The organism is Microcoleus sp. Pol17C6 (genome assembly GCF_036701145.1).
GTDB lineage: Bacteria > Cyanobacteriota > Cyanobacteriia > Cyanobacteriales > Microcoleaceae > Microcoleus.
In genome coordinates this window covers 1-17,551 of sequence record NZ_JAUBQH010000073.1, presented here as the reverse complement: position 1 = coordinate 17,551, position 17,551 = coordinate 1, and the positions used below count along the sequence as shown (strand labels likewise).

Genomic DNA, 17,551 nt, shown 5'->3' with positions numbered 1-17,551 from the left:
CCACAAAATTTGTACTGAAATGAAAGATCGATCCCTGCAGAAAGCTTCGCTAACGCACTTATTTTAATTATTTTAATCGCAAGTGCGATGACCAATCTATCCCCCTATGACTCCTCCTCATCTACTCGCCGACTGAGATAATCCGGCAAGTCATCAAAACATACCCCCACCAAACGGCAAAAATCCCTCATTTGCCGAACAGTCATCGTAGGTTCGTCTCCCTTTTCCCATCGCCGCACCGACGAAGCCGACACCCCCATCCGCACAGCCAACTCTTCTTGGCTCAAGTTAGCATCCTCCCGCAGTCTCCGAAAAGGCAACTCATTTTCTGGTTGCCGTTGACGTTGCCTTTTTTTTACCATATTATTATAACAGATTAATTTAAGCGCTTAAATTAAGCGCTTAACTAGCTTGTGATAGGCACAGCCATAGCCAGAACAGACTGCACTAAAAATAAAAGGTGCAATTCTGTCACATTCCTATGGGCAAACATACCCAATTTAGAATACAGCCATGAACACCCCAGAAACTCCGAATGCCTGGATTATTTACCGACTGCTGCCCAACTTTCAGCGCTTACCCGTCGCGCAATTTCGCAGCCGCAGCGAAGCTGAATCTTCCCTGAAAGTCATCCGGCAAATGCTACCCAATAAGTAGTTGGACAGAATTAATTACACAAAATAGAATCTGAAATTCTCTTCCTGTGAGCCTTACAAAATTATATCTGTGTAAATATTTCTGTCCATGTACTTACCGAATTAATACTTGCTTTCGAGGTTGGGCCTGACAATCCAACTACCGAACTCAATCAGCCCCCTGCTAAAGAACAAAACTTGCAAACTTCAGTTAACCAAGAACTCTTGAAACTTTTCATTATCAGTTCTCGTCCTGTTGTTTCCCGTGTCATTCATTCTTTTCACCGCGATAATTTTGCCTGCGTTTCTGACTGGAGTCCGCTTGTCCCAACTCAAAATCCAGGTGAAGTGATGAGCGTCTTAATTAAACATTTGGCTGCTGACTCTTAGTGACGGTCTAGTTCCCGCCTTGGTAGGGGCAATCCCTGCGCGATCGCCCCTTACCTATGAGCTAGAACAATGATAAACTTGATATTCATACCCATGCACCGCAGGCAACTCGCGCGATTCAACCTGACACTTTTGTGCTTCTAGATTGACAGGTGCGCGAAAATTAACCAGCCACAAATCCAGCGGAAGTTCTAATTGACTGAGTGTTTTGTCAAGTGTCCCTGCCACTATTTCCGGCGCATCCCTTCTGTGATTAGCCAAAAGAAACCGCGGAGAATCCAAGGCTTTAACTTCTTCTTTCTTCCTAACATCCGTTACATTCGTGACATCCGCTACAAAATCCTTTGCCGAACTTCTTTCCCATTCCCACCCTATCCCCATCAACTCTCCTATTTCTACATGAGTCTTTTGAGTAGTGGCAATTAACACGGGAACTTTCGATACTTCGCGGATAATCGGAATTAAAAGGTCTGGTTTGTAATATTTGCGATAGCCGAGATTAGAATTTACTGTGACACCGCTAAAAAAACCCATTGCTAAAATTAGCACCACTGCTTTTTTGCCCGGAACTTCGATCGCCCGTAAATTAAACCATTGACTTTTTGCTGTAGGTGTGTTAAAAATAACCGCCAAGGTGGCTCCTAACAGCAATATTACTCCCGGAAAGTAGACGAAATTGTATCGTGCGCCGCGAGTGAGGTCAATGCCGAGAATATATGCAAAGCTGAAAAATAGGAAAATTGCTCCTAGCACAAATCCGCCGAAAATAACAGTACCTAAACGAGTATCGGGCCGTTTTAAGGAATTTTTAACAGCGCTAAACAGGATGGGCAGCACCAATATAAAAAATATTGTCATTAGGATCGCCGATGCAACTACTACTGCCAAATTGGGCGATTCCACCGGCAGCAGAGACATGACAGTGATCCATCCAGCTAAAGCTTGAAAAATCGGCGCGATCCAATCTAAAAATGTGCGATCGCCACTGACAATCCAATTAGTTAATTCGCTGCCGTATTTATTCGACAAAAATACCGGCAGCCAAACTAAACCGCCAGCCAAAGTGCCGATCGCTACTGCGAAAAACCGCCAGAGGATTTGAAATTGCCAAATATTAGGCTGCTGGCTGTTGTCAATTGGCAACTTTCCATGAAACTGCTGCCAGATTACAGCAATTAATGCTATTGCTTCCGCACACAAAGCCAGTGTAAAAAAATAGTGAGCGGCAATTCCAAAACAATTAACAACTACCCAAAGTAGCACCACCCAAATAGGCAGAGGAGCGCGCTGTTGCAGCTTTTTTGCAGCTAATGTGAGGCAAAAAAGAGAGGCAATCACTAATAATATTCCTAAAGTGTAATGGCGAGCTTCTTGAGCGAGATAAATGCCGTAGGGAGAAACTGCCATCATCGCAGCAGCACATTGACCGACTAAACGCGAATTAAAAGCAAACTTGCCCAAAAAGTAGATAGCGGGAACTGAAATCACGCCCAATAATGCAGGAAGAGCTCGCCCTATCCAAACTATACTATCCTCGGTCGGCCCAAACAGTCGCATCCACCAATGAGCGAGCATAAAATATACTGGTGGATGGTTGCTTTCTAGCAGCAAATTGCGGAGCACGTCGGCGGTGTCAGCATCGGGGCGCAATTGTAGCGGTTGTAATAATGTAGAAAGGTCGATCGCGCGATCGATCGGCACCCCTCGAAAACTGTTGCCCAAGCTAAAAACTAGAGTAGAAAACTCATCTGTCCACAGCGGTTTCGAGTCCAAATTGGCAAAGCGCAAAATAAAGGCGATCGCCGTCCACAGAAATAGCAACAACAGTTGTTTGTTCTTAATCATTAATTCATTCATCTCAAGGCAGTTGGCAGTTGGCTGTTGTCAGTTGTCAGTTGGGAGTTTTTAGTTGTCAGTGCCAATAACTACTAACAACTAACGAATAGCCAAACTAACAACTATTTTTGAACGTCCGTCACCCGCCAACTCAGCTTCATATTGATCCAGAAGTTCCACAGAGTCACAGTTGCGATCGCAATCAACTTAGCCAAATATTCGTTTACCTTAAAAACATTAAACAGCACATTCACCAGCAGCACATTCATAATCAAGCCAATCAAACAAATCACATTAAATTTCAACAGCCGTTTCAAGCGCTGGCGCTTTCCAGGCTGCCGCTTAGAAATATCACCAAAAGTCCACAAATCGTTCCACAAAAAATTATTGATAATTGCCACTTCAGCAGAAAAGATTGCACTGCGAGTCAGCCCCAAACCGAGGACAGTCCGCAGCAGGTAAAAAACTCCCATATCCACAAAAACGCCGCTGAAACCAACCACGCCAAACCGCAGGAATCGACCCATCGGCCAGCGGGCAAACCGCAACCGAAGCAAATGTCGCAAATACTCAATATACTGTTTCCAGGTAACTTTGCTCTCCCCTTCTTGCCGCTCCTGAAACACGTAACCAACTTCTCCAATCCAGCGGATGTCGCCCCTGCCGAGCACTTCAATCAATATTTTGTAACCAGCAGGATTCATGGTTTTGCCGGCTATGCAAGTGCGGCGCACCATAAAATAGCCACTCATCGGATCGGAAACTCGGCCCACCACTCCCGGCAGGATCACCAACCCCACGGTTTGAGCGCCTCGCGATAAAAATCGCCTGACAACGCTCCAGTCGCTCACCCCGCCCTCGCCCACGTGACGACTGGCAGCAGCTAAATCTGCTCCCCGCTGAATTTCTGCTAAAAGCTGCAATAGCGTCTCCGGGGGATGCTGCAAGTCGGCATCGATGACGCCCAAAACCTCCCCCCGAGCTGCCTGCCACCCGCGAATCACCGCTGTAGAAAGTCCCCGCTCCTCTTCCCGACGCATCACCCGCAATTGCGGATATTCCGGTGTCAGGGACAGGGCGACTTCCCAGGTGCGATCGGGGCTGTTGTCATCGACTACAATTAATTCGTAGTTGCCAGGAATACTGCCATCAAGCAAGTGGCTCAATTTTTCCACAATACTCTTGACATTCTTGCACTCGTTGTAGGTGGGAATGACGAGGGAAAAATAAATTGGCGGTGTGTCGGCCTCTGTAAAATTTGAATTGAAAGTCTCTATAGCAGGAATTCGCAAAAGCCCAGACGGCACTGGCAAGAGGTGATTTGCTTGGTTGAGGCCCATAATTTCATTTAGCAAAAAATAAAGGATGGTTTTGTAAGACTTGAGATTGTAAAATATCGTTCCTCCATAATTGATTCGTTAAAATATAAAAACGCCTTAATTCTAGTCAGTAATTCTGTAATTGAGTTAAAAATAAAACTGTGGATGCAATTCTCGATCGAGCTTTACAAGGTTATAACATCTCTGCTGCAGAAGCCTTGGTACTTTTGCAGCAAACAGAGCCAGATGCGCGAGCTTCTATTCAAACAACCGCTGACTTGCTCCGCCGCCGACAATCAGGGGATACTGTCACCTACGTTATCAATCGAAATATTAACTTTACTAACATTTGTGAGCAGCATTGCAGTTTTTGTGCATTTCGCCGCGACGAGGGAGATGAGGGCGCTTTTTGGTTAGATGCAGCTCAAATTCAGGAAAAGGCAACTGATGCAGTGCAGCGGGGTGCGACGGAAATTTGTATGCAGGGCGGCTTAAATATTCAAGCTAAGCTCAACGGCGCATCTTTGCCTTATTATCTGCAATTGGTGAAAACCATTAAGGATAAGTTTCCTCAGTTGCACTTGCACGCTTTTTCGCCGCAAGAAATAGAGTTTATTGCCAGACAAGATAATCTTAGTTTCAGCTATGTAATTTCGGCTTTGCGGGATGCAGGAGTCGGTTCGATGCCGGGAACCGCAGCGGAAGTTCTCGACGATTCTGTGCGACGGGTGATTTGCCCGGAAAAACTAAATTCGGCAACTTGGCTGGAAATTGTGGGAACTGCTCACAGTCTGGGTTTGCCGACAACGAGTACGATGCTTTGCGGGCATATTGAGACGGCCCAACAGCAGGTTTTGCATTTAGAAAAAGTACGATCGCTCCAACAAACTGCGATCGACCAAAACTATGGGGCACGCATTACAGAATTTATTTTACTACCATTTGTCGGACAGCAAGCACCGGCTCCTTTGCGGAGTCGAGTCGGGCGCGACCAACCAGTTTTAGCAGATACATTGTTACTCACCGCTGTATCGAGAATCTTCTTGGGAAATTTGATTTCCAATCACCAACCTAGTTGGGTAAAATTAGGTTTAGATGGAGCTACTGAAGCGCTGAAATGGGGCTGCAACGACATCGGCGGTACGTTGATGGAAGAGCATATTACAACGATGGCCGGTGCGGTTGGCGGCAGTTGTCAATCTGTCGAAGATTTGCAAAATGCGATTCGTTCTTTGGGGCGGAGTTATCAGCAAAGAGATACAATTTATCGACCTTTAGGGGTTGACAATTTGGCAGTAAGTGTGTGATCTTTTGGATGCGAAGTCCGAAGTGCGTAACGTCTGCTACGAGTTTAGCCGATCGCACTTTCCAATTCTTCTAGCGCTTGCAAATTTCCAACCTGCCAAGCACGTTCCACTGTAGCCGGAATCAGTTGGGCCAGCGCAATTTCTGGAAAATTCCGACTAATATCCGATTCTACATACTCTCCATCTTGCAGCAAATAAATGCGAAGTCGGCCGCTGTCGTAAACCCAGACTTCTGGAACTCCAATAATTTTATAGGCATCGATCTTAGTTTTAGAAGTAACATCCGTCTCAATTGCCAAATCCGGCGGCGGATCATCCGGTAAAAGTCGGCGGCGGCCAATCATCCGCTGATAATTGAGAATATAAAAGCAAGCATCAGGTTCAACTCCTGCTGCACCTTCCCGTTTGAAAGTAGTAGAACCAAAAGGTTCATATCTTCTGCCCGCTGACTTGAGTAAAATTTTTACAATATCGGAAATTAAATCTTTCGGAATTTCCCGATCTAGTAAGGGAACCATAATTTCTAAGGTACTGTTGCTGTAGGCAATTCTGGTTCTTCGTTTTTCCCCTAATTCCTCCAAAATCGACTCTAATTCCAGCCAACCTACATTTGGAATAGTTACGACACTACCGGGAGTAAGCTCGATCTGGCTAACAGGTTTGAGCACGGGCGTGATAACAATCATAAGCTGAATTGCGAGCTAGTTGTTAAGTTTGTGCCAAGGGGAGGCAGGATGCCTACCCCACAAGAGTTTTTGGATATATCTGTTGAGTTTAGCACGGCAACGAGAAGAGATTTGCGATCGCACTTTTGAGTCAATTCTAGAAACATCGATCGCACATTTATGACTTCATTGCAGCCGGATTAATTTGACTAACAGACTCATGATTTCTCCCTGTTCCGGTGTAATAATGATGCGATTGTCGGGAATGGCGATCGGATGAGTCCAACGAACAGCTTCCTCGTAGCGCAAGGCGTGCAGTTGGTGGATAGTTCGGCGTACCCCCAGCGGCGAACCGATGATGACGTGACGGACTGCTTCGCGATCGGCCTCCAAGGTTTGGTTGTTTAAAACATTGGGCGATGTTTGGTTCGATGATGAATCTTGCAACATAGCTTTGACCAATAATTTTGGATAGGTTTGATGCTTTGTAACGGTAAAACCGCGTACAATAACAAGTTGAAGAAAAGACAGCAATTCCCCTACAGCACAAGTGGCTTAGCTGGTGCTGTCTAATCTCTAGTGCTATAAGCGTAAATCAAATAACGGTATGCGTCAAGATATTTGCTAAAAGCGTAAATATATTTAACATAAAGTAACAAATAGCCTATGGAAATCTCAGAAAGAGCCGAGCGATCGCCCCTAATGCGACTGAGAGTTCAGCGGTTTTTGACTCAAAAGCAGCTAGCAGAAGCACTTGGAGTCACGGAAGCGACGGTAAGGAACTGGGAATCGGGGCGATCGGTACCGAAGCTAACGCCTGTTCAATACAAGAAGTTGTTAAAGATTTTGCAAATTACTTCCGATGAATTACCAGACCAATTTGGTTTTCCCAGCGAGGGCGATCGATAGAATATTAAGAGTGGCAAATAATAATGATACTGTTTACCTTCTCAGCCAATTAAAAATGTGGTGGTTCATCAAAATGACAACTCTGACCGTAGAAATTCTTTGTTCTGAGGCGGCAATATTTTCAGCAGCCGAGTCTCAACACCCGGAACCTCTGCTTTACGGAATCACAGACGGAAAGGCTGTTGGAACATATTTGGAGCAAAAGTTCAGACTCTATCTCAAGCAGCAATATGAATTTATAGATGGCAATTCAGCAAGCGGCATCGATTTCCCAGGGATATTGGTTGACGTGAAGGTAACAAGTGTTAGGCAACCGCAGTCGTCATGTCCTTTCAAATCTGCAAGGCAAAAGATTTTTGGGCTGGGATATTCATTGATTATCTTTGTTTACGAAAAGACAGACAACAGTACCATCCGAACTGCAACGCTGAATATTTTGCATACAATTTACGTTAGTGCCGAAAGAACAGCAGATTTTCAAATGACCCGTGGAATTCGCTATATTTTAGATAACGAAGGCAATAAAGATGATTTGCTTGCTTTCATGTTTGACAAAAATCTACCTGTTGACGAAATTGAAGCAGGTAACATTGCAGACGAAATACTGAGAAACCCACCCTTGCAAGGTTTTTTGACCATTTCTAATGCGTTGCAATGGCGACTTCAGTATGGAAGGGTCATTGAGCGTGCCGGACAACAGGAAGGTGTTATCGCAGTTTATAAATCTAACCAATGAGTTCTAACAATCGCAAAACCCAACTAGAATACGGCGATTTTCAGACACCGCCGGCATTAGCCGAGATGGTATGTCAAAAATTAGTAGAACTTAATGTCAATCCTGGCACCATAATTGAGCCGACGTGCGGTATCGGTAATTTTATTCAAGCTGCTGTACGTTCGTTTCCATCCGCAGCCAAAATTATCGGGGTTGAAATAAATCAAAATTACTTAAAAGAAGTCCGACTAAATAAGCAATTATTTCCGGATGAGAGATGCGATATTTGGCACGGAGATTTCTTTGATTTTGATTGGAAATCATTAGTCGATCGGTGTAGCACTCGACTGCTTGTACTCGGCAACTTTCCGTGGGTGACCAACTCGCAACAAGGAACTATTGGTAGCGAAAATTTACCTAAAAAAAACAATTTTCAAAATCACAGTGGCTTAGATGCTCTCACAGGTAAGAGTAACTTCGATATCTCAGAATGGATGCTGATTCAGGCGGTGCAATGGCTGCAAAAGCGCGATGCCGATCTAGCGATGCTTTGCAAGACTTCGACTGCTAGAAAGTTATTGAATTACCTTCACTCTCAAAAACTCAATCTCGCTGACTGTGCAACTTACAAAATAGATGCTAAAAAATATTTTGATGCAAATGTTGATGCTTGTTTGTTAGTCTGCAAATTTGATGCTCATTCGCGCAACTACTTCTGCGATGTATTTAGCAGTTTAGAAACTTCAGACTGTCACCGAATTGGATATCACAACAATCTCTTGGTTAAAGATATAAATTCTTTCAGTAAAGTGAGTAATTTATATGCTGTGAATTCAGGGACAAAATGGCGATCTGGTGTAAAGCACGACTGTTCTAACGTGATGGAGTTTCGCAAAATAGACAATTATTTTGTAAATACATTCGGAGAAGTTGTCGATATTGAGGACACTTATCTGTTTCCGCTAATCAAAGGCTCTGGTGTTGCTCAAAATCGAATTAATGCTACCGATCGATATATGCTCATTACTCAAAAATTTATCGGGGAGTCAACTGAAAATATCAAAAAAATAGCTCCTAAAACCGGGCGCTATCTGGAGGATTGCGGGCAATATTTAGATAATCGAAAAAGCAAAATTTATCAAAATAACCCTCGATTTTCGATTTTTGGAGTTGGCGATTATACCTTCAAACTTTGGAAAATTGCGATTTGCGGGCTTTATAAAAAACTGGATTTTAGGTTGATCGGTGAAATAGCTGATAAACCTGTGGTTTTTGATGATACTGTTTACTTTCTAGGCTTTGACGACGAGGGAGTTGCGCGTCAAACTTTTGAGCTTTTGAATTCACCGGCGGCGATTAACTTTTATTCAGCGATCATATTTTGGGATGAAAAGCGCCCGATTAAATCCAGTATTTTAAATTGTCTGAATCTGGCACTACTGGCAGATTGGGAGTTTGTAACCGCAGATGCACGCAGATAAACGCAGATGGATAGAGATATAATTTATATTATCAGTAATTCTGAAAACCTATAACTATAACTTTACCCAAGCTCGTAAACTTCGAGGAATTTGTGGAGTGGCTGCCTGAAAATTCGGGAGTAGGCTGATTATAACTCACATTTTTCAGCATTTGCATGAACAGGCAAGATGCCTGTTCCAGAAGAGATCAATTTTCTTGGGGGGTGGGCCGAATATCCCGGCCCAAAAAGATTTATCTCTCGCGCTTTTAAACCTTAAACTTCTCCACAATCCGTCTCATCGCTTCCTCCACATTCTCCCGACTGTTAAACGCCGAAATGCGGAAATAACCCTCACCCGCCGCACCAAAACCAGAACCCGGAGTTCCCACCACATTGCAAGTTTCCAGCAACTTCTGAAAGAAATCCCAACTCGACAAACCGTGAGGCGTTTTCACCCACACATAAGGTGCATTTTCGCCACCAAAAACCTGGATTCCCGCCGCTGTCAATTTCTCGCGAATAATCGCAGCATTTTCCATGTAAAAATTGACTAATGCCTTAATCTGTGCCTTGCCAGCCTCTGAATAAACCGCCTCAGCACCGCGCTGCACGATGTAAGAAACGCCGTTAAATTTAGTAGATTGGCGGCGGTTCCACAACTTCCAAATTTCGACATCGGAACCATCTGCTGCTTTTCCAGTCAAAGTCTTCGGTACAACTGTTAACGCACAGCGAGTACCCGTAAAACCAGCATTTTTGGAAAAAGAACGAAATTCGATCGCACAATCCCGCGCTCCTTCAATTTCGTAGATAGAATGCGGTAAACTCGGATCGGTAATATACGCTTCGTAAGCCGCATCGAAGAAAATAATTGAACCGTTAGCTTTAGCATAATTTACCCAAGCTTGCAAGTGTTCCTTCGTTGCAGTTGCCCCGGTCGGGTTATTCGGAAAACACAAGTAAATTAAATCGACTTTTTTGTCAGTGGGAATTTCCGCAGTAAAATTGTTTTCCGCTGTAATTGGCAGGTAAACTAAGCCGCCGTATTCGCCATTTTCGTTGGCATCTCCCGTGTGTCCGGCCATCACGTTAGTGTCTACATACACGGGATAAACTGGATCTGTAACTGCGATCGTGTTATTGTTGCCAAAGATATCGAGAATATTGCCGCAATCGCACTTAGAACCATCAGAAATAAAGATTTCCGAAGCATCAACATCGCATCCCCGCGACTTAAAATCGTGCTCGGCAATTTTCTCCCGCAGCCACTCATAACCTTGTTCCGGGCCGTATCCTTTAAAGGTATCCCGCGAGCCCATATCTTCCACCGCCTTCACCATCGCTTGGCGGCAAGCTTCCGGTAGCGGTTCAGTCACGTCGCCAATCCCCAGCCGGATGATAGGCGCTTCGGGATTCGCCTCCGCATAGGCTTTCACCCTGCGCCCAATTTCGGGAAACAGGTAGCCGGCTTTGAGTTTGAGGTAGTTGTCGTTGATAGTTGCCATAGTTCGATCGCTACAAATGTCGTAGAATAGCTTACTCCCAATTGTCTCTCTCAAGCAGCAGCAAGTTCGGCAACGAGCAATGTACGGGATTTAAGGGATGTGACGGATGGATGTTCGGGGAAGAGAAAGATTTTCCCGACTCGGACACTCAAACACTTCGATACTCCGCCATCACAGCCAATCTGCCTAGTTGCTGACCAGCCATTGACCAAAAAATCAAATCACCTTGTATAATCAGAATAGTGTGCAGCGCAGAAACAATTATGGACGAGATCGAGTACGCCAAACTCTATCAAGAACTGGCGGCAATTCTGAATGAGTTTAATTTAGGTTGGGTAGTTCAACAAGTAGCAGATACTGTCGAGATAGGCAAAGTAATTGAAGAGCGATCGCTCAAAAGAAAAACACCCCTCCTCAAGATAGAAGATTATACCGCAAAAGAACAACTTTTGCTGTTAATTGATGCTGTCGAACAAGCGACGGTCAACACTTCCGAAATGGAAGACGAAATTGCTTATTTCTTGAAAGTAGAATCAGAAACCTCTCCCCTCGGCACAAAAATTACCTTTGCCAATTCAGGTGCCGAAACTGCCAAAACAATTGAGTTTACCTCCAGCGTCACAGCCCCCCGCCACAAACAGGCGATCGCCCTCAAGCACTTGCTGGAAAAACTGCCCTCCGGGCCCAGCAACTACGCCATAAATTCCGAAATTAAAAGCAAATTAAAAAGCTCGATCGATCCCGAGTTTAATACAGCAGCAGAACAATCCAGAATTTTTGACACTTACCTATTCACTATTCTGCTAAAAGCAGTTGCTAATGAAGGCGGTACTATTTATTACAACAATGTTTTAGACGACGAAACACCGAAATATTTAACATTTAGAAAAACAGCGGGAAAAATTCACGGCACTGCACATCCATACACTCATGCTGTTGTGGAATTTCCCGAAAAACCACCCCTAGAAGTTCACCTAGGAGTAAAAATCCAAGGTAGAGCCGGAGTTCTGCACAACTGCAACGTGTTAATTTTGTACCAAAAAGAAGCAAATATCTGTCGCTTGCTCAACCGCGAACCCCGGCACTCGCAGGTAATTTTAGCAGTAAAATCCGAACACAGCACCTCAGAACTTAAACTAGAAATGGCTGGTGCTTTTATCGGCTTAGCGTCAGATATTCGCTACGAAGGCGGCAGCTATTTCATTTCTAACAGTTACTCCCAATCCGTAGCAAAGCTGCTAACTACCGCTCGCAAAAAATGGGAACTAAACATTTTTCCGAGAGCCACAAACGATGTCCACCGGCTGATGTACTCGTTTCAAACTATCTTTAAAGACTTTAAGGCCAGAAACTAACATCAGGGAATGGGAAATTGGGGATCGGGCTTAAAAGCATCGCGCATCGGGAATTGGGCATCGGGAGTAGTTAATGTAGGGCTTATGCGTAAATTCCAAAGAAACCAGGTTTTTTACCAGGATTCAACGCTCAAATCCAGTATTTAGTAAAAAAAGGGTTTCTGCGTCTAGGACTATAGTGGTTAGTGGTTACTGGTTAGTAGTTTTTCTAATAACAAATAAAAAACAACAACTTACCAATGCCCCATGCCCCATGCCCAATCCCCCATGCCCAATCGCCAATATAATTTATGATGTTGCGAGCACCCGAACCTTACGAATAATGTTTAAGAAAGATAAATCTTCCCTGCTGTTTACGATCGGAGCCGCCACACTTCTGATCGGTTTAGGCTTTGTCACCTACTACCTCATCCTCTCCCGTGGGCCAGCCAAAGATTTGCCGGCGGGGGCAACCGTTGTCCCGCAAGATACGATGATGGCCCTATCCATCAGCACCGATCAATCGCAGTGGAATAGACTGCGAGAGTTTGGCACGCCCGAGTCAAAAGCTTCGTTTGAGAGGTTTTTAAGCGAAATGCGCGATCGCCTCCTCACAAGCAACGGCTACGCCTACCAGCAAGACATTCAACCCTGGGTGGGTAACACAGCAATGGTGGCTTTTCTCCGCAACAAAATAGCTATACCAGCCCCCCCGCCCCCACCCAATACGCCCCCATCTCCGCCAATTCAACAGTCAGTGGCAATTATCCTGCCAATTGCCAACCCGCTCAAAGCCAAAGAATTATTAACAAAACCCAGGCCTCTCAGCCAAGGAAAAATAGTTGAGCGTAATTATAAAGGCGTGCAAGTCACAGAAACTCAAGGCGTACCCGATCGCAATTTTTCCGTCGCGGTATTGGGCACCAACTATCTAGCAGTCACCACAGATCCTAGCGCTACAGACAGAATAATCGACACCTACAAAGGCGAACCATCCCTAGCAAAAACCCCTGGTTATGCAGACGCCATAGACAAAATAAAAAGTCCGGGCGCCTTCGCTCAAATCTACGTCAATATGCCCGTTGCTGCCGCCTATGCTGCCGCCAACTCAGCCCGTGAAATTTCGCCAGAAAACCTCGAAAAACTGCAACAAAATCAGGGATTTGCCACCACAGCGACGCTGGAAGCAGAAGGAATTGGATTCAAATCAGTCTCTTGGTTAAAACCAGATTCTACCAGAAGGATAGCAGTAGAAAACAATGCTCTAAAAATGGTTAACCGCCTGCCAAGCAATACAATAATGATGGTATCCGGTGGCAACTTGCAGCGTTTGTGGCAAGACTACGTAGTGGGAGCCGAGGCAAACCCGATTTCCCCGATTAATCCCCAAGTTTTACGCACAGGTTTAAAATCCACTACCGGCATGGATTTAGATAAAGACTTGATGAACTGGATGGCGGGAGAATTTTCTCTATCATTAATACCAGCGCCCGCCCAGAATCCCAGAGACAAATTTGCTGCCGGATTTGTATTTATGGTGGAAACAAACAACCGGGGCGCTGCCAACAAATCCCTGAAACAGCTTGATGAAACGATGAAAATGAAAGGGTTTAGAGTTGAGGAAATTCAAGTCGGCGGCAAACCTGCGACAAAATGGACATCGCCGTTTGGAGGGATTACGGTAACTCGCGGTTGGATGAACGATGTAGCGTTTATGACAGTAGGAGCTCCCGTGGTTGATGCGATCGTTCCGGAACCGAAAAGTCCGCTTTTAAGCAGCGAACTGTTCCAGAAAACTGTACGATCGCAACTTAAACCCCACAACGGCAATTTCTTCATCGACATCGAGAGTGCGTTTAACCCGAAAAACCTAGCTTTGCCGGAGTTTCCTCCCAACCAAAAAATGTGGATAGACGCCACGCGGTCGATCGGCGTTACAGCGGCCGTCATTGGCGATCGTACCACCCGTTACGACGCTTTTGTCGGCCTCAAAAAATCCAACCAATCCACTCCTTCACCGGGCCTTGCTTCACCGCGCCCTGCTTCACCGCGCCCTGCTTCACCCAGTCCATCGCCCACCGTCCAAACTTCTCCCAACTAACTCTTAAATCATTCAAAAAATCCGCCTGGACACCCCATTAAACAGCAACAGGGCGACAGATTAAAACCGAAAGGCAGCCGCCAGAAGGAACAAGGAAGAAGCAAGGACAGGACTTACGGATACAGACTAAAGAAACCGGGTTTTTTTATCGTTTCTGCAGGCTGCAACGAATTATTTTCGTTAACAAACCCGGTTTCTATGCAGCTTCGCGTCCACGACTACCAAAGAAACCGAGTTTTTTAAGCCTGGGGCTGCAACGAAGTGTTTTCGTAAAAAAACAGGGTTTCTGCGTCCAGGAATGAAGAAGCAATCGACCGTTTCTGACGCACCCTACACTTTAGGTACGCGTTGCGTCTTGGACTTCTTATTTTTGTCAGCATTTTAAGGGTCGGCAATTGTAGAGCCGGCTTTTTTTGTTCTTTTTTATAAAAGGAAAGGAAAAATTTTTTACGTGGATTTTTCCCGGTCAGTTCTGGGCGCAGAAGCCGATTTTTTAAACAGCCATACTTCCTTCAAACTCTCACTAATGTAAAAAAAAACGGTTTTTAGGGGTCGGAGTGCGTCTAGGAAAGCCAGCTTTTTTATATGTCATCCGGAAGATACAGCTTCTAGGCATTGCGAGTTATATTTAGATTGTGGAGAAGATACGCTCGGGGAATTGCAAATGCAGAGGCAAATTTTACAGGGAAATTTTCCTCAGTGAGTCGGGAACGCACTTGCAGTCCGAAACCCGCTAGCTTCATAAATATACAGCCTTTAACTCCAATTTTTCAGAGAAACTAGGTTTATTTACCTAATTTCTGTGTATATATTTTACCCATTAAAAACCTATGGAAACCGCCAAAAATATTCAAATAAAGGCTAAATTCCTGTCGAAAAAAAGAATAAGCAAACTGGCAGTTTCTCTGCCAATTATCTTAATAAATCTTTACTTTTTGCAAGCAAAAGCCGAAGGTCAAACCATTGTTCCAGCGGCAGAAGGAACGAACACAACAGTCACTCCCGCACCCCAAAATGGAACTCCTGGGCAGCCAACTCGCTTCGACATTGAAGGCGGACAATTATCGAGCGATAAACAAAATCTTTTCCACAGCTTTACAGAATTCGGCTTGTCGGAAAATCAGATTGCCAACTTTATATCAAACCCCAACATTCGCAACATTTTAGCGGGCATAGGCGGCGGAAACCCGTCGATTATTAACGGCTTAATTCAAGTAACCGGCGGCAATTCTAACTTGTTTCTGATGAATCCATCCGGCATCATATTTGGCAACAGTGCCAGCTTAAACGTGCCGGCTTCTTTCACAGCAACCACCGCCACCGCTATTGGATTTGGTTCTAACTCGTTTAACGCTGTCGGTAGTAGCACTTACACATCTCTGACAGGCGCGCCCAATTCCTTTTCTTTTGGGGCCGATCAGGCAGGGGCAATTATCAGCACGGCAGACTTAGCAGTCAAGTCAGGACAGAACTTAACTTTGCTCGGCGGTACCGTTGTCAGCACAGGCAGCCTTTCTGCCCCAGACGGTCAAATTACCGTAGCATCAGTCTCCGGGACAAATTTAGTGCGCGTCAGCCAGCGAGGCAATTTGCTGAGTTTGGAAATCGAGCCGCCCTCAGCGACGAGCACCACAGAAAGATCCAGCACAGCTTCGACATTCTCGATCGCATCCTTGCCCGAACTGCTCACAGGCATCGGTGAAACAAACGCTACAGGCATCAGCGTCAATGCCAGCGGTGAAGTGGTACTCACGGCCTCTAACCGAGCAATAGCTGCAGGGGACGTGGCACTAAAAGATGCAAACGCTCAGGCGATCGAAATTCAAGCAGCCAACAGCATTGTAGTCAGCGGAAACCTGACAAGTTCCCAAGGTGGCCCAATCGCCCTAGAAGCTAGTGGAGACATTAGCACTGCCGATCTCGACTCCCACTCTGACACCACCGCAGGCGGTAACATCACCGTCACCAGCCGTACAGGAAAAGTAGAAACAGGCAATATCAACGCAAGCTCGATCGACAAAACCAGCAACGCCGGAAACGTTATTATTGCAGCACCCTCAAGCAGCATTCAAACAGGGTTCATAGACGCCAACTCCGAAGAAAAACAAGGAGGCGCAGTCACTCTCAACGCCCGCGACGACATCGAAGTAACCCATATCAACACCGAAGGCCGAACAGGCGGAGGAGAGATTGACATTACAGCCGGCGGTAATTTCCGAGCTACAGGCACTTTCACAAACGAAAACAACTGCTTGTCGCAAGCTTGCAGCATTTCCGCATCCACGACTGGTAGCGCCAATGGTGGAGATATCACCATTCGCCACGGCGGGGAAGCCTCGAACACTCTTTTCAGTATCGGGCCCGACTATAACAAACTCAACGGTACTGCTGGCAGCATTGCCACTGGGGGTCCAAAGAAGGAAAATGTGATTACACAGGGAAGTTATTTCAGCCCCGACCCTCAGATAGTACAGCCGACCCAAATTAACATTACGGCTTCTTCAGTATCGCCAGCACCAACACCAGCACCAACACCAGCACCGGAACCAGCACCAACACCAGCACCGGAACCAGCGCCAGCACCCACACCCGCGCCAACACCAGCACCCGCACCAACACCAGCGCCCGCACCCGCACCAACACCAGCGCCCGCACCAACACCAGCACCAACACCAGCACCAACACCAGCACCAACACCAGCACCAGCACCAACACCAGCACCAACACCAGCACCAACACCAGCACCAACACCAGCACCAACACCAGCACCAACACCCGCACCAACACCAGCACCAACACCAGCACCAACACCAGCACCAACACCCGCACCAGCACCAGCGCCAACACCAGCGCCAACACCCGCACCAGCACCAGCGCCAACACCAGCGCCAACACCCGCACCGGAACCAGCGCCAACACCAGCGCCAACACCCGCACCGGAACCAGCGCCCGCACCTGCACCTTTACAAACACTAACGCCGGAACCAGCACCAGCGCCAGCACCAGCACCGGAACCAGCACCAGCACCAGCGCCAGCACCAGCGCCCGCGCCAGCACCAGCACCAGCGCCAGCACCAGCACCAGCACCAGCACCAGCACCGGAACCAGCGCCAGCACCCGCGCCAGCACCAGCACAAACATTAACGCCGACGCCAGCGCCGGTCTCAAATTTGCCACCAGCACCAACAATTACTCAAAATCCAGCGCCGGTCTCAAATTTGCCACCAGCACCAACAATTACTCAAAATCCAGCGCCGGTCTCAAATTTGCCACCAGCACCAACAATTACTCAAAATCCAGCGCCGGTCTCAAATTTGCCACCAGCACCAACAATTACTCAAAATCCAGCGCCGGTCTCAAATTTGCCACCAGC

Annotated in this window: 14 protein-coding genes; 8 read left to right on the top strand and 6 right to left on the bottom strand. The window is 46.2% G+C overall.

The annotated features are described in order from the left end of the window. Positions 1-104 precede the first annotated feature (104 nt). On the bottom strand, positions 105-362 hold the full coding sequence (locus QUA25_RS25250) for a helix-turn-helix transcriptional regulator (protein ID WP_333042066.1): 258 nt from the start codon (positions 360-362) through the stop codon (positions 105-107). 151 nt (positions 363-513) lie between these two features. Between QUA25_RS25250 and QUA25_RS25245 the strand changes: the two genes are divergently transcribed. Next, positions 514-657 carry a hypothetical protein gene (locus QUA25_RS25245; protein WP_333042065.1) on the top strand — a complete coding sequence of 48 codons (144 nt, stop codon included), beginning with the start codon at positions 514-516 and terminating at the stop codon, positions 655-657. A gap of 422 nt (positions 658-1,079) precedes the next feature. On the opposite strand, the gene QUA25_RS25240 is transcribed toward QUA25_RS25245, so the two are convergent. Beyond that, a complete protein-coding gene (locus QUA25_RS25240; protein WP_333042064.1) occupies positions 1,080-2,870 on the bottom strand; it encodes a glycosyltransferase family 39 protein in 1,791 nt (596 codons plus the stop codon). A 113-nt stretch (positions 2,871-2,983) separates the two neighbouring features. Next, positions 2,984-4,201, bottom strand: coding sequence for a glycosyltransferase (locus QUA25_RS25235; protein ID WP_333042063.1), 1,218 nt, complete (start codon positions 4,199-4,201; stop codon positions 2,984-2,986). A 140-nt stretch (positions 4,202-4,341) separates the two neighbouring features. Here QUA25_RS25235 and cofH point away from each other — a divergent pair, with 140 nt between their 5' ends. Further along, positions 4,342-5,487 (top strand): 7,8-didemethyl-8-hydroxy-5-deazariboflavin synthase subunit CofH, encoded by a 1,146-nt coding sequence (cofH, locus tag QUA25_RS25230; RefSeq protein ID WP_333042062.1) that lies wholly within the window; start codon positions 4,342-4,344, stop codon positions 5,485-5,487. Positions 5,488-5,531: 44 nt separating this feature from the next. Here the strand turns inward: cofH and QUA25_RS25225 are convergent, their stop codons facing one another. Both QUA25_RS25225 and QUA25_RS25220 read right to left on the bottom strand, forming a co-directional pair. Beyond that, on the bottom strand, positions 5,532-6,173 hold the full coding sequence (locus tag QUA25_RS25225; RefSeq protein WP_333042061.1) for a Uma2 family endonuclease: 642 nt from the start codon (positions 6,171-6,173) through the stop codon (positions 5,532-5,534). A 165-nt stretch (positions 6,174-6,338) separates the two neighbouring features. After that, positions 6,339-6,602, bottom strand: a complete 264-nt coding sequence (locus QUA25_RS25220) for a hypothetical protein (RefSeq protein ID WP_333042060.1) — start codon at positions 6,600-6,602, stop codon at positions 6,339-6,341. A gap of 216 nt (positions 6,603-6,818) precedes the next feature. On the opposite strand from QUA25_RS25220, the gene QUA25_RS25215 reads away from it, so the two are divergent. From QUA25_RS25215 to QUA25_RS25205, 3 genes are read left to right on the top strand one after another with little or no spacing between them, the layout of a single operon-like run. Continuing rightward, positions 6,819-7,061 carry a helix-turn-helix transcriptional regulator gene (locus QUA25_RS25215; protein WP_333042059.1) on the top strand — a complete coding sequence of 81 codons (243 nt, stop codon included), beginning with the start codon at positions 6,819-6,821 and terminating at the stop codon, positions 7,059-7,061. A 10-nt stretch (positions 7,062-7,071) separates the two neighbouring features. Then, entirely contained in the window at positions 7,072-7,797 is a 726-nt protein-coding gene (locus QUA25_RS25210; protein WP_333042058.1) for a restriction endonuclease, read from the top strand. Next, positions 7,794-9,257, top strand: a complete 1,464-nt coding sequence (locus tag QUA25_RS25205) for an SAM-dependent methyltransferase (RefSeq protein WP_333042057.1) — start codon at positions 7,794-7,796, stop codon at positions 9,255-9,257. Before QUA25_RS25210 ends, QUA25_RS25205 begins: the two co-directional genes overlap by 4 nt. 247 nt (positions 9,258-9,504) lie before the next feature. Here QUA25_RS25205 and QUA25_RS25200 read toward each other — a convergent pair whose 3' ends face one another. Next, the gene (locus QUA25_RS25200) at positions 9,505-10,743 is read right to left on the bottom strand and encodes an LL-diaminopimelate aminotransferase (protein WP_333042056.1); all 1,239 of its coding nucleotides are present in this window, start codon (positions 10,741-10,743) and stop codon (positions 9,505-9,507) included. A gap of 263 nt (positions 10,744-11,006) precedes the next feature. Between QUA25_RS25200 and QUA25_RS25195 the strand changes: the two genes are divergently transcribed. The 3 genes from QUA25_RS25195 to QUA25_RS25185 all read left to right on the top strand — a co-directional run. Continuing rightward, on the top strand, positions 11,007-12,098 hold the full coding sequence (locus QUA25_RS25195; protein ID WP_333042055.1) for a hypothetical protein: 1,092 nt from the start codon (positions 11,007-11,009) through the stop codon (positions 12,096-12,098). A gap of 322 nt (positions 12,099-12,420) precedes the next feature. Then, complete coding sequence (locus tag QUA25_RS25190) at positions 12,421-14,178, top strand: DUF3352 domain-containing protein (protein ID WP_333042054.1); 1,758 nt, start codon at positions 12,421-12,423, stop codon at positions 14,176-14,178. Positions 14,179-15,008: 830 nt separating this feature from the next. Continuing rightward, a partial coding sequence (locus tag QUA25_RS25185) for a two-partner secretion domain-containing protein (protein WP_333042052.1) occupies positions 15,009-17,551 on the top strand: 2,543 nt, incomplete at its 3' end.

Coding starts and splice junctions, on each gene's coding strand:
- QUA25_RS25250 (WP_333042066.1), bottom strand. CDS start 362: ATGGTAAAAAAAAGGCAACGTCAACGGCAACCAGAAAATGAGTTGCCT.
- QUA25_RS25245 (WP_333042065.1), top strand. CDS start 514: ATGAACACCCCAGAAACTCCGAATGCCTGGATTATTTACCGACTGCTG.
- QUA25_RS25240 (WP_333042064.1), bottom strand. CDS start 2,870: ATGATTAAGAACAAACAACTGTTGTTGCTATTTCTGTGGACGGCGATC.
- QUA25_RS25235 (WP_333042063.1), bottom strand. CDS start 4,201: ATGGGCCTCAACCAAGCAAATCACCTCTTGCCAGTGCCGTCTGGGCTT.
- QUA25_RS25225 (WP_333042061.1), bottom strand. CDS start 6,173: ATGATTGTTATCACGCCCGTGCTCAAACCTGTTAGCCAGATCGAGCTT.
- QUA25_RS25220 (WP_333042060.1), bottom strand. CDS start 6,602: ATGTTGCAAGATTCATCATCGAACCAAACATCGCCCAATGTTTTAAAC.
- QUA25_RS25215 (WP_333042059.1), top strand. CDS start 6,819: ATGGAAATCTCAGAAAGAGCCGAGCGATCGCCCCTAATGCGACTGAGA.
- QUA25_RS25205 (WP_333042057.1), top strand. CDS start 7,794: ATGAGTTCTAACAATCGCAAAACCCAACTAGAATACGGCGATTTTCAG.
- QUA25_RS25200 (WP_333042056.1), bottom strand. CDS start 10,743: ATGGCAACTATCAACGACAACTACCTCAAACTCAAAGCCGGCTACCTG.
- QUA25_RS25195 (WP_333042055.1), top strand. CDS start 11,007: ATGGACGAGATCGAGTACGCCAAACTCTATCAAGAACTGGCGGCAATT.
- QUA25_RS25190 (WP_333042054.1), top strand. CDS start 12,421: ATGTTTAAGAAAGATAAATCTTCCCTGCTGTTTACGATCGGAGCCGCC.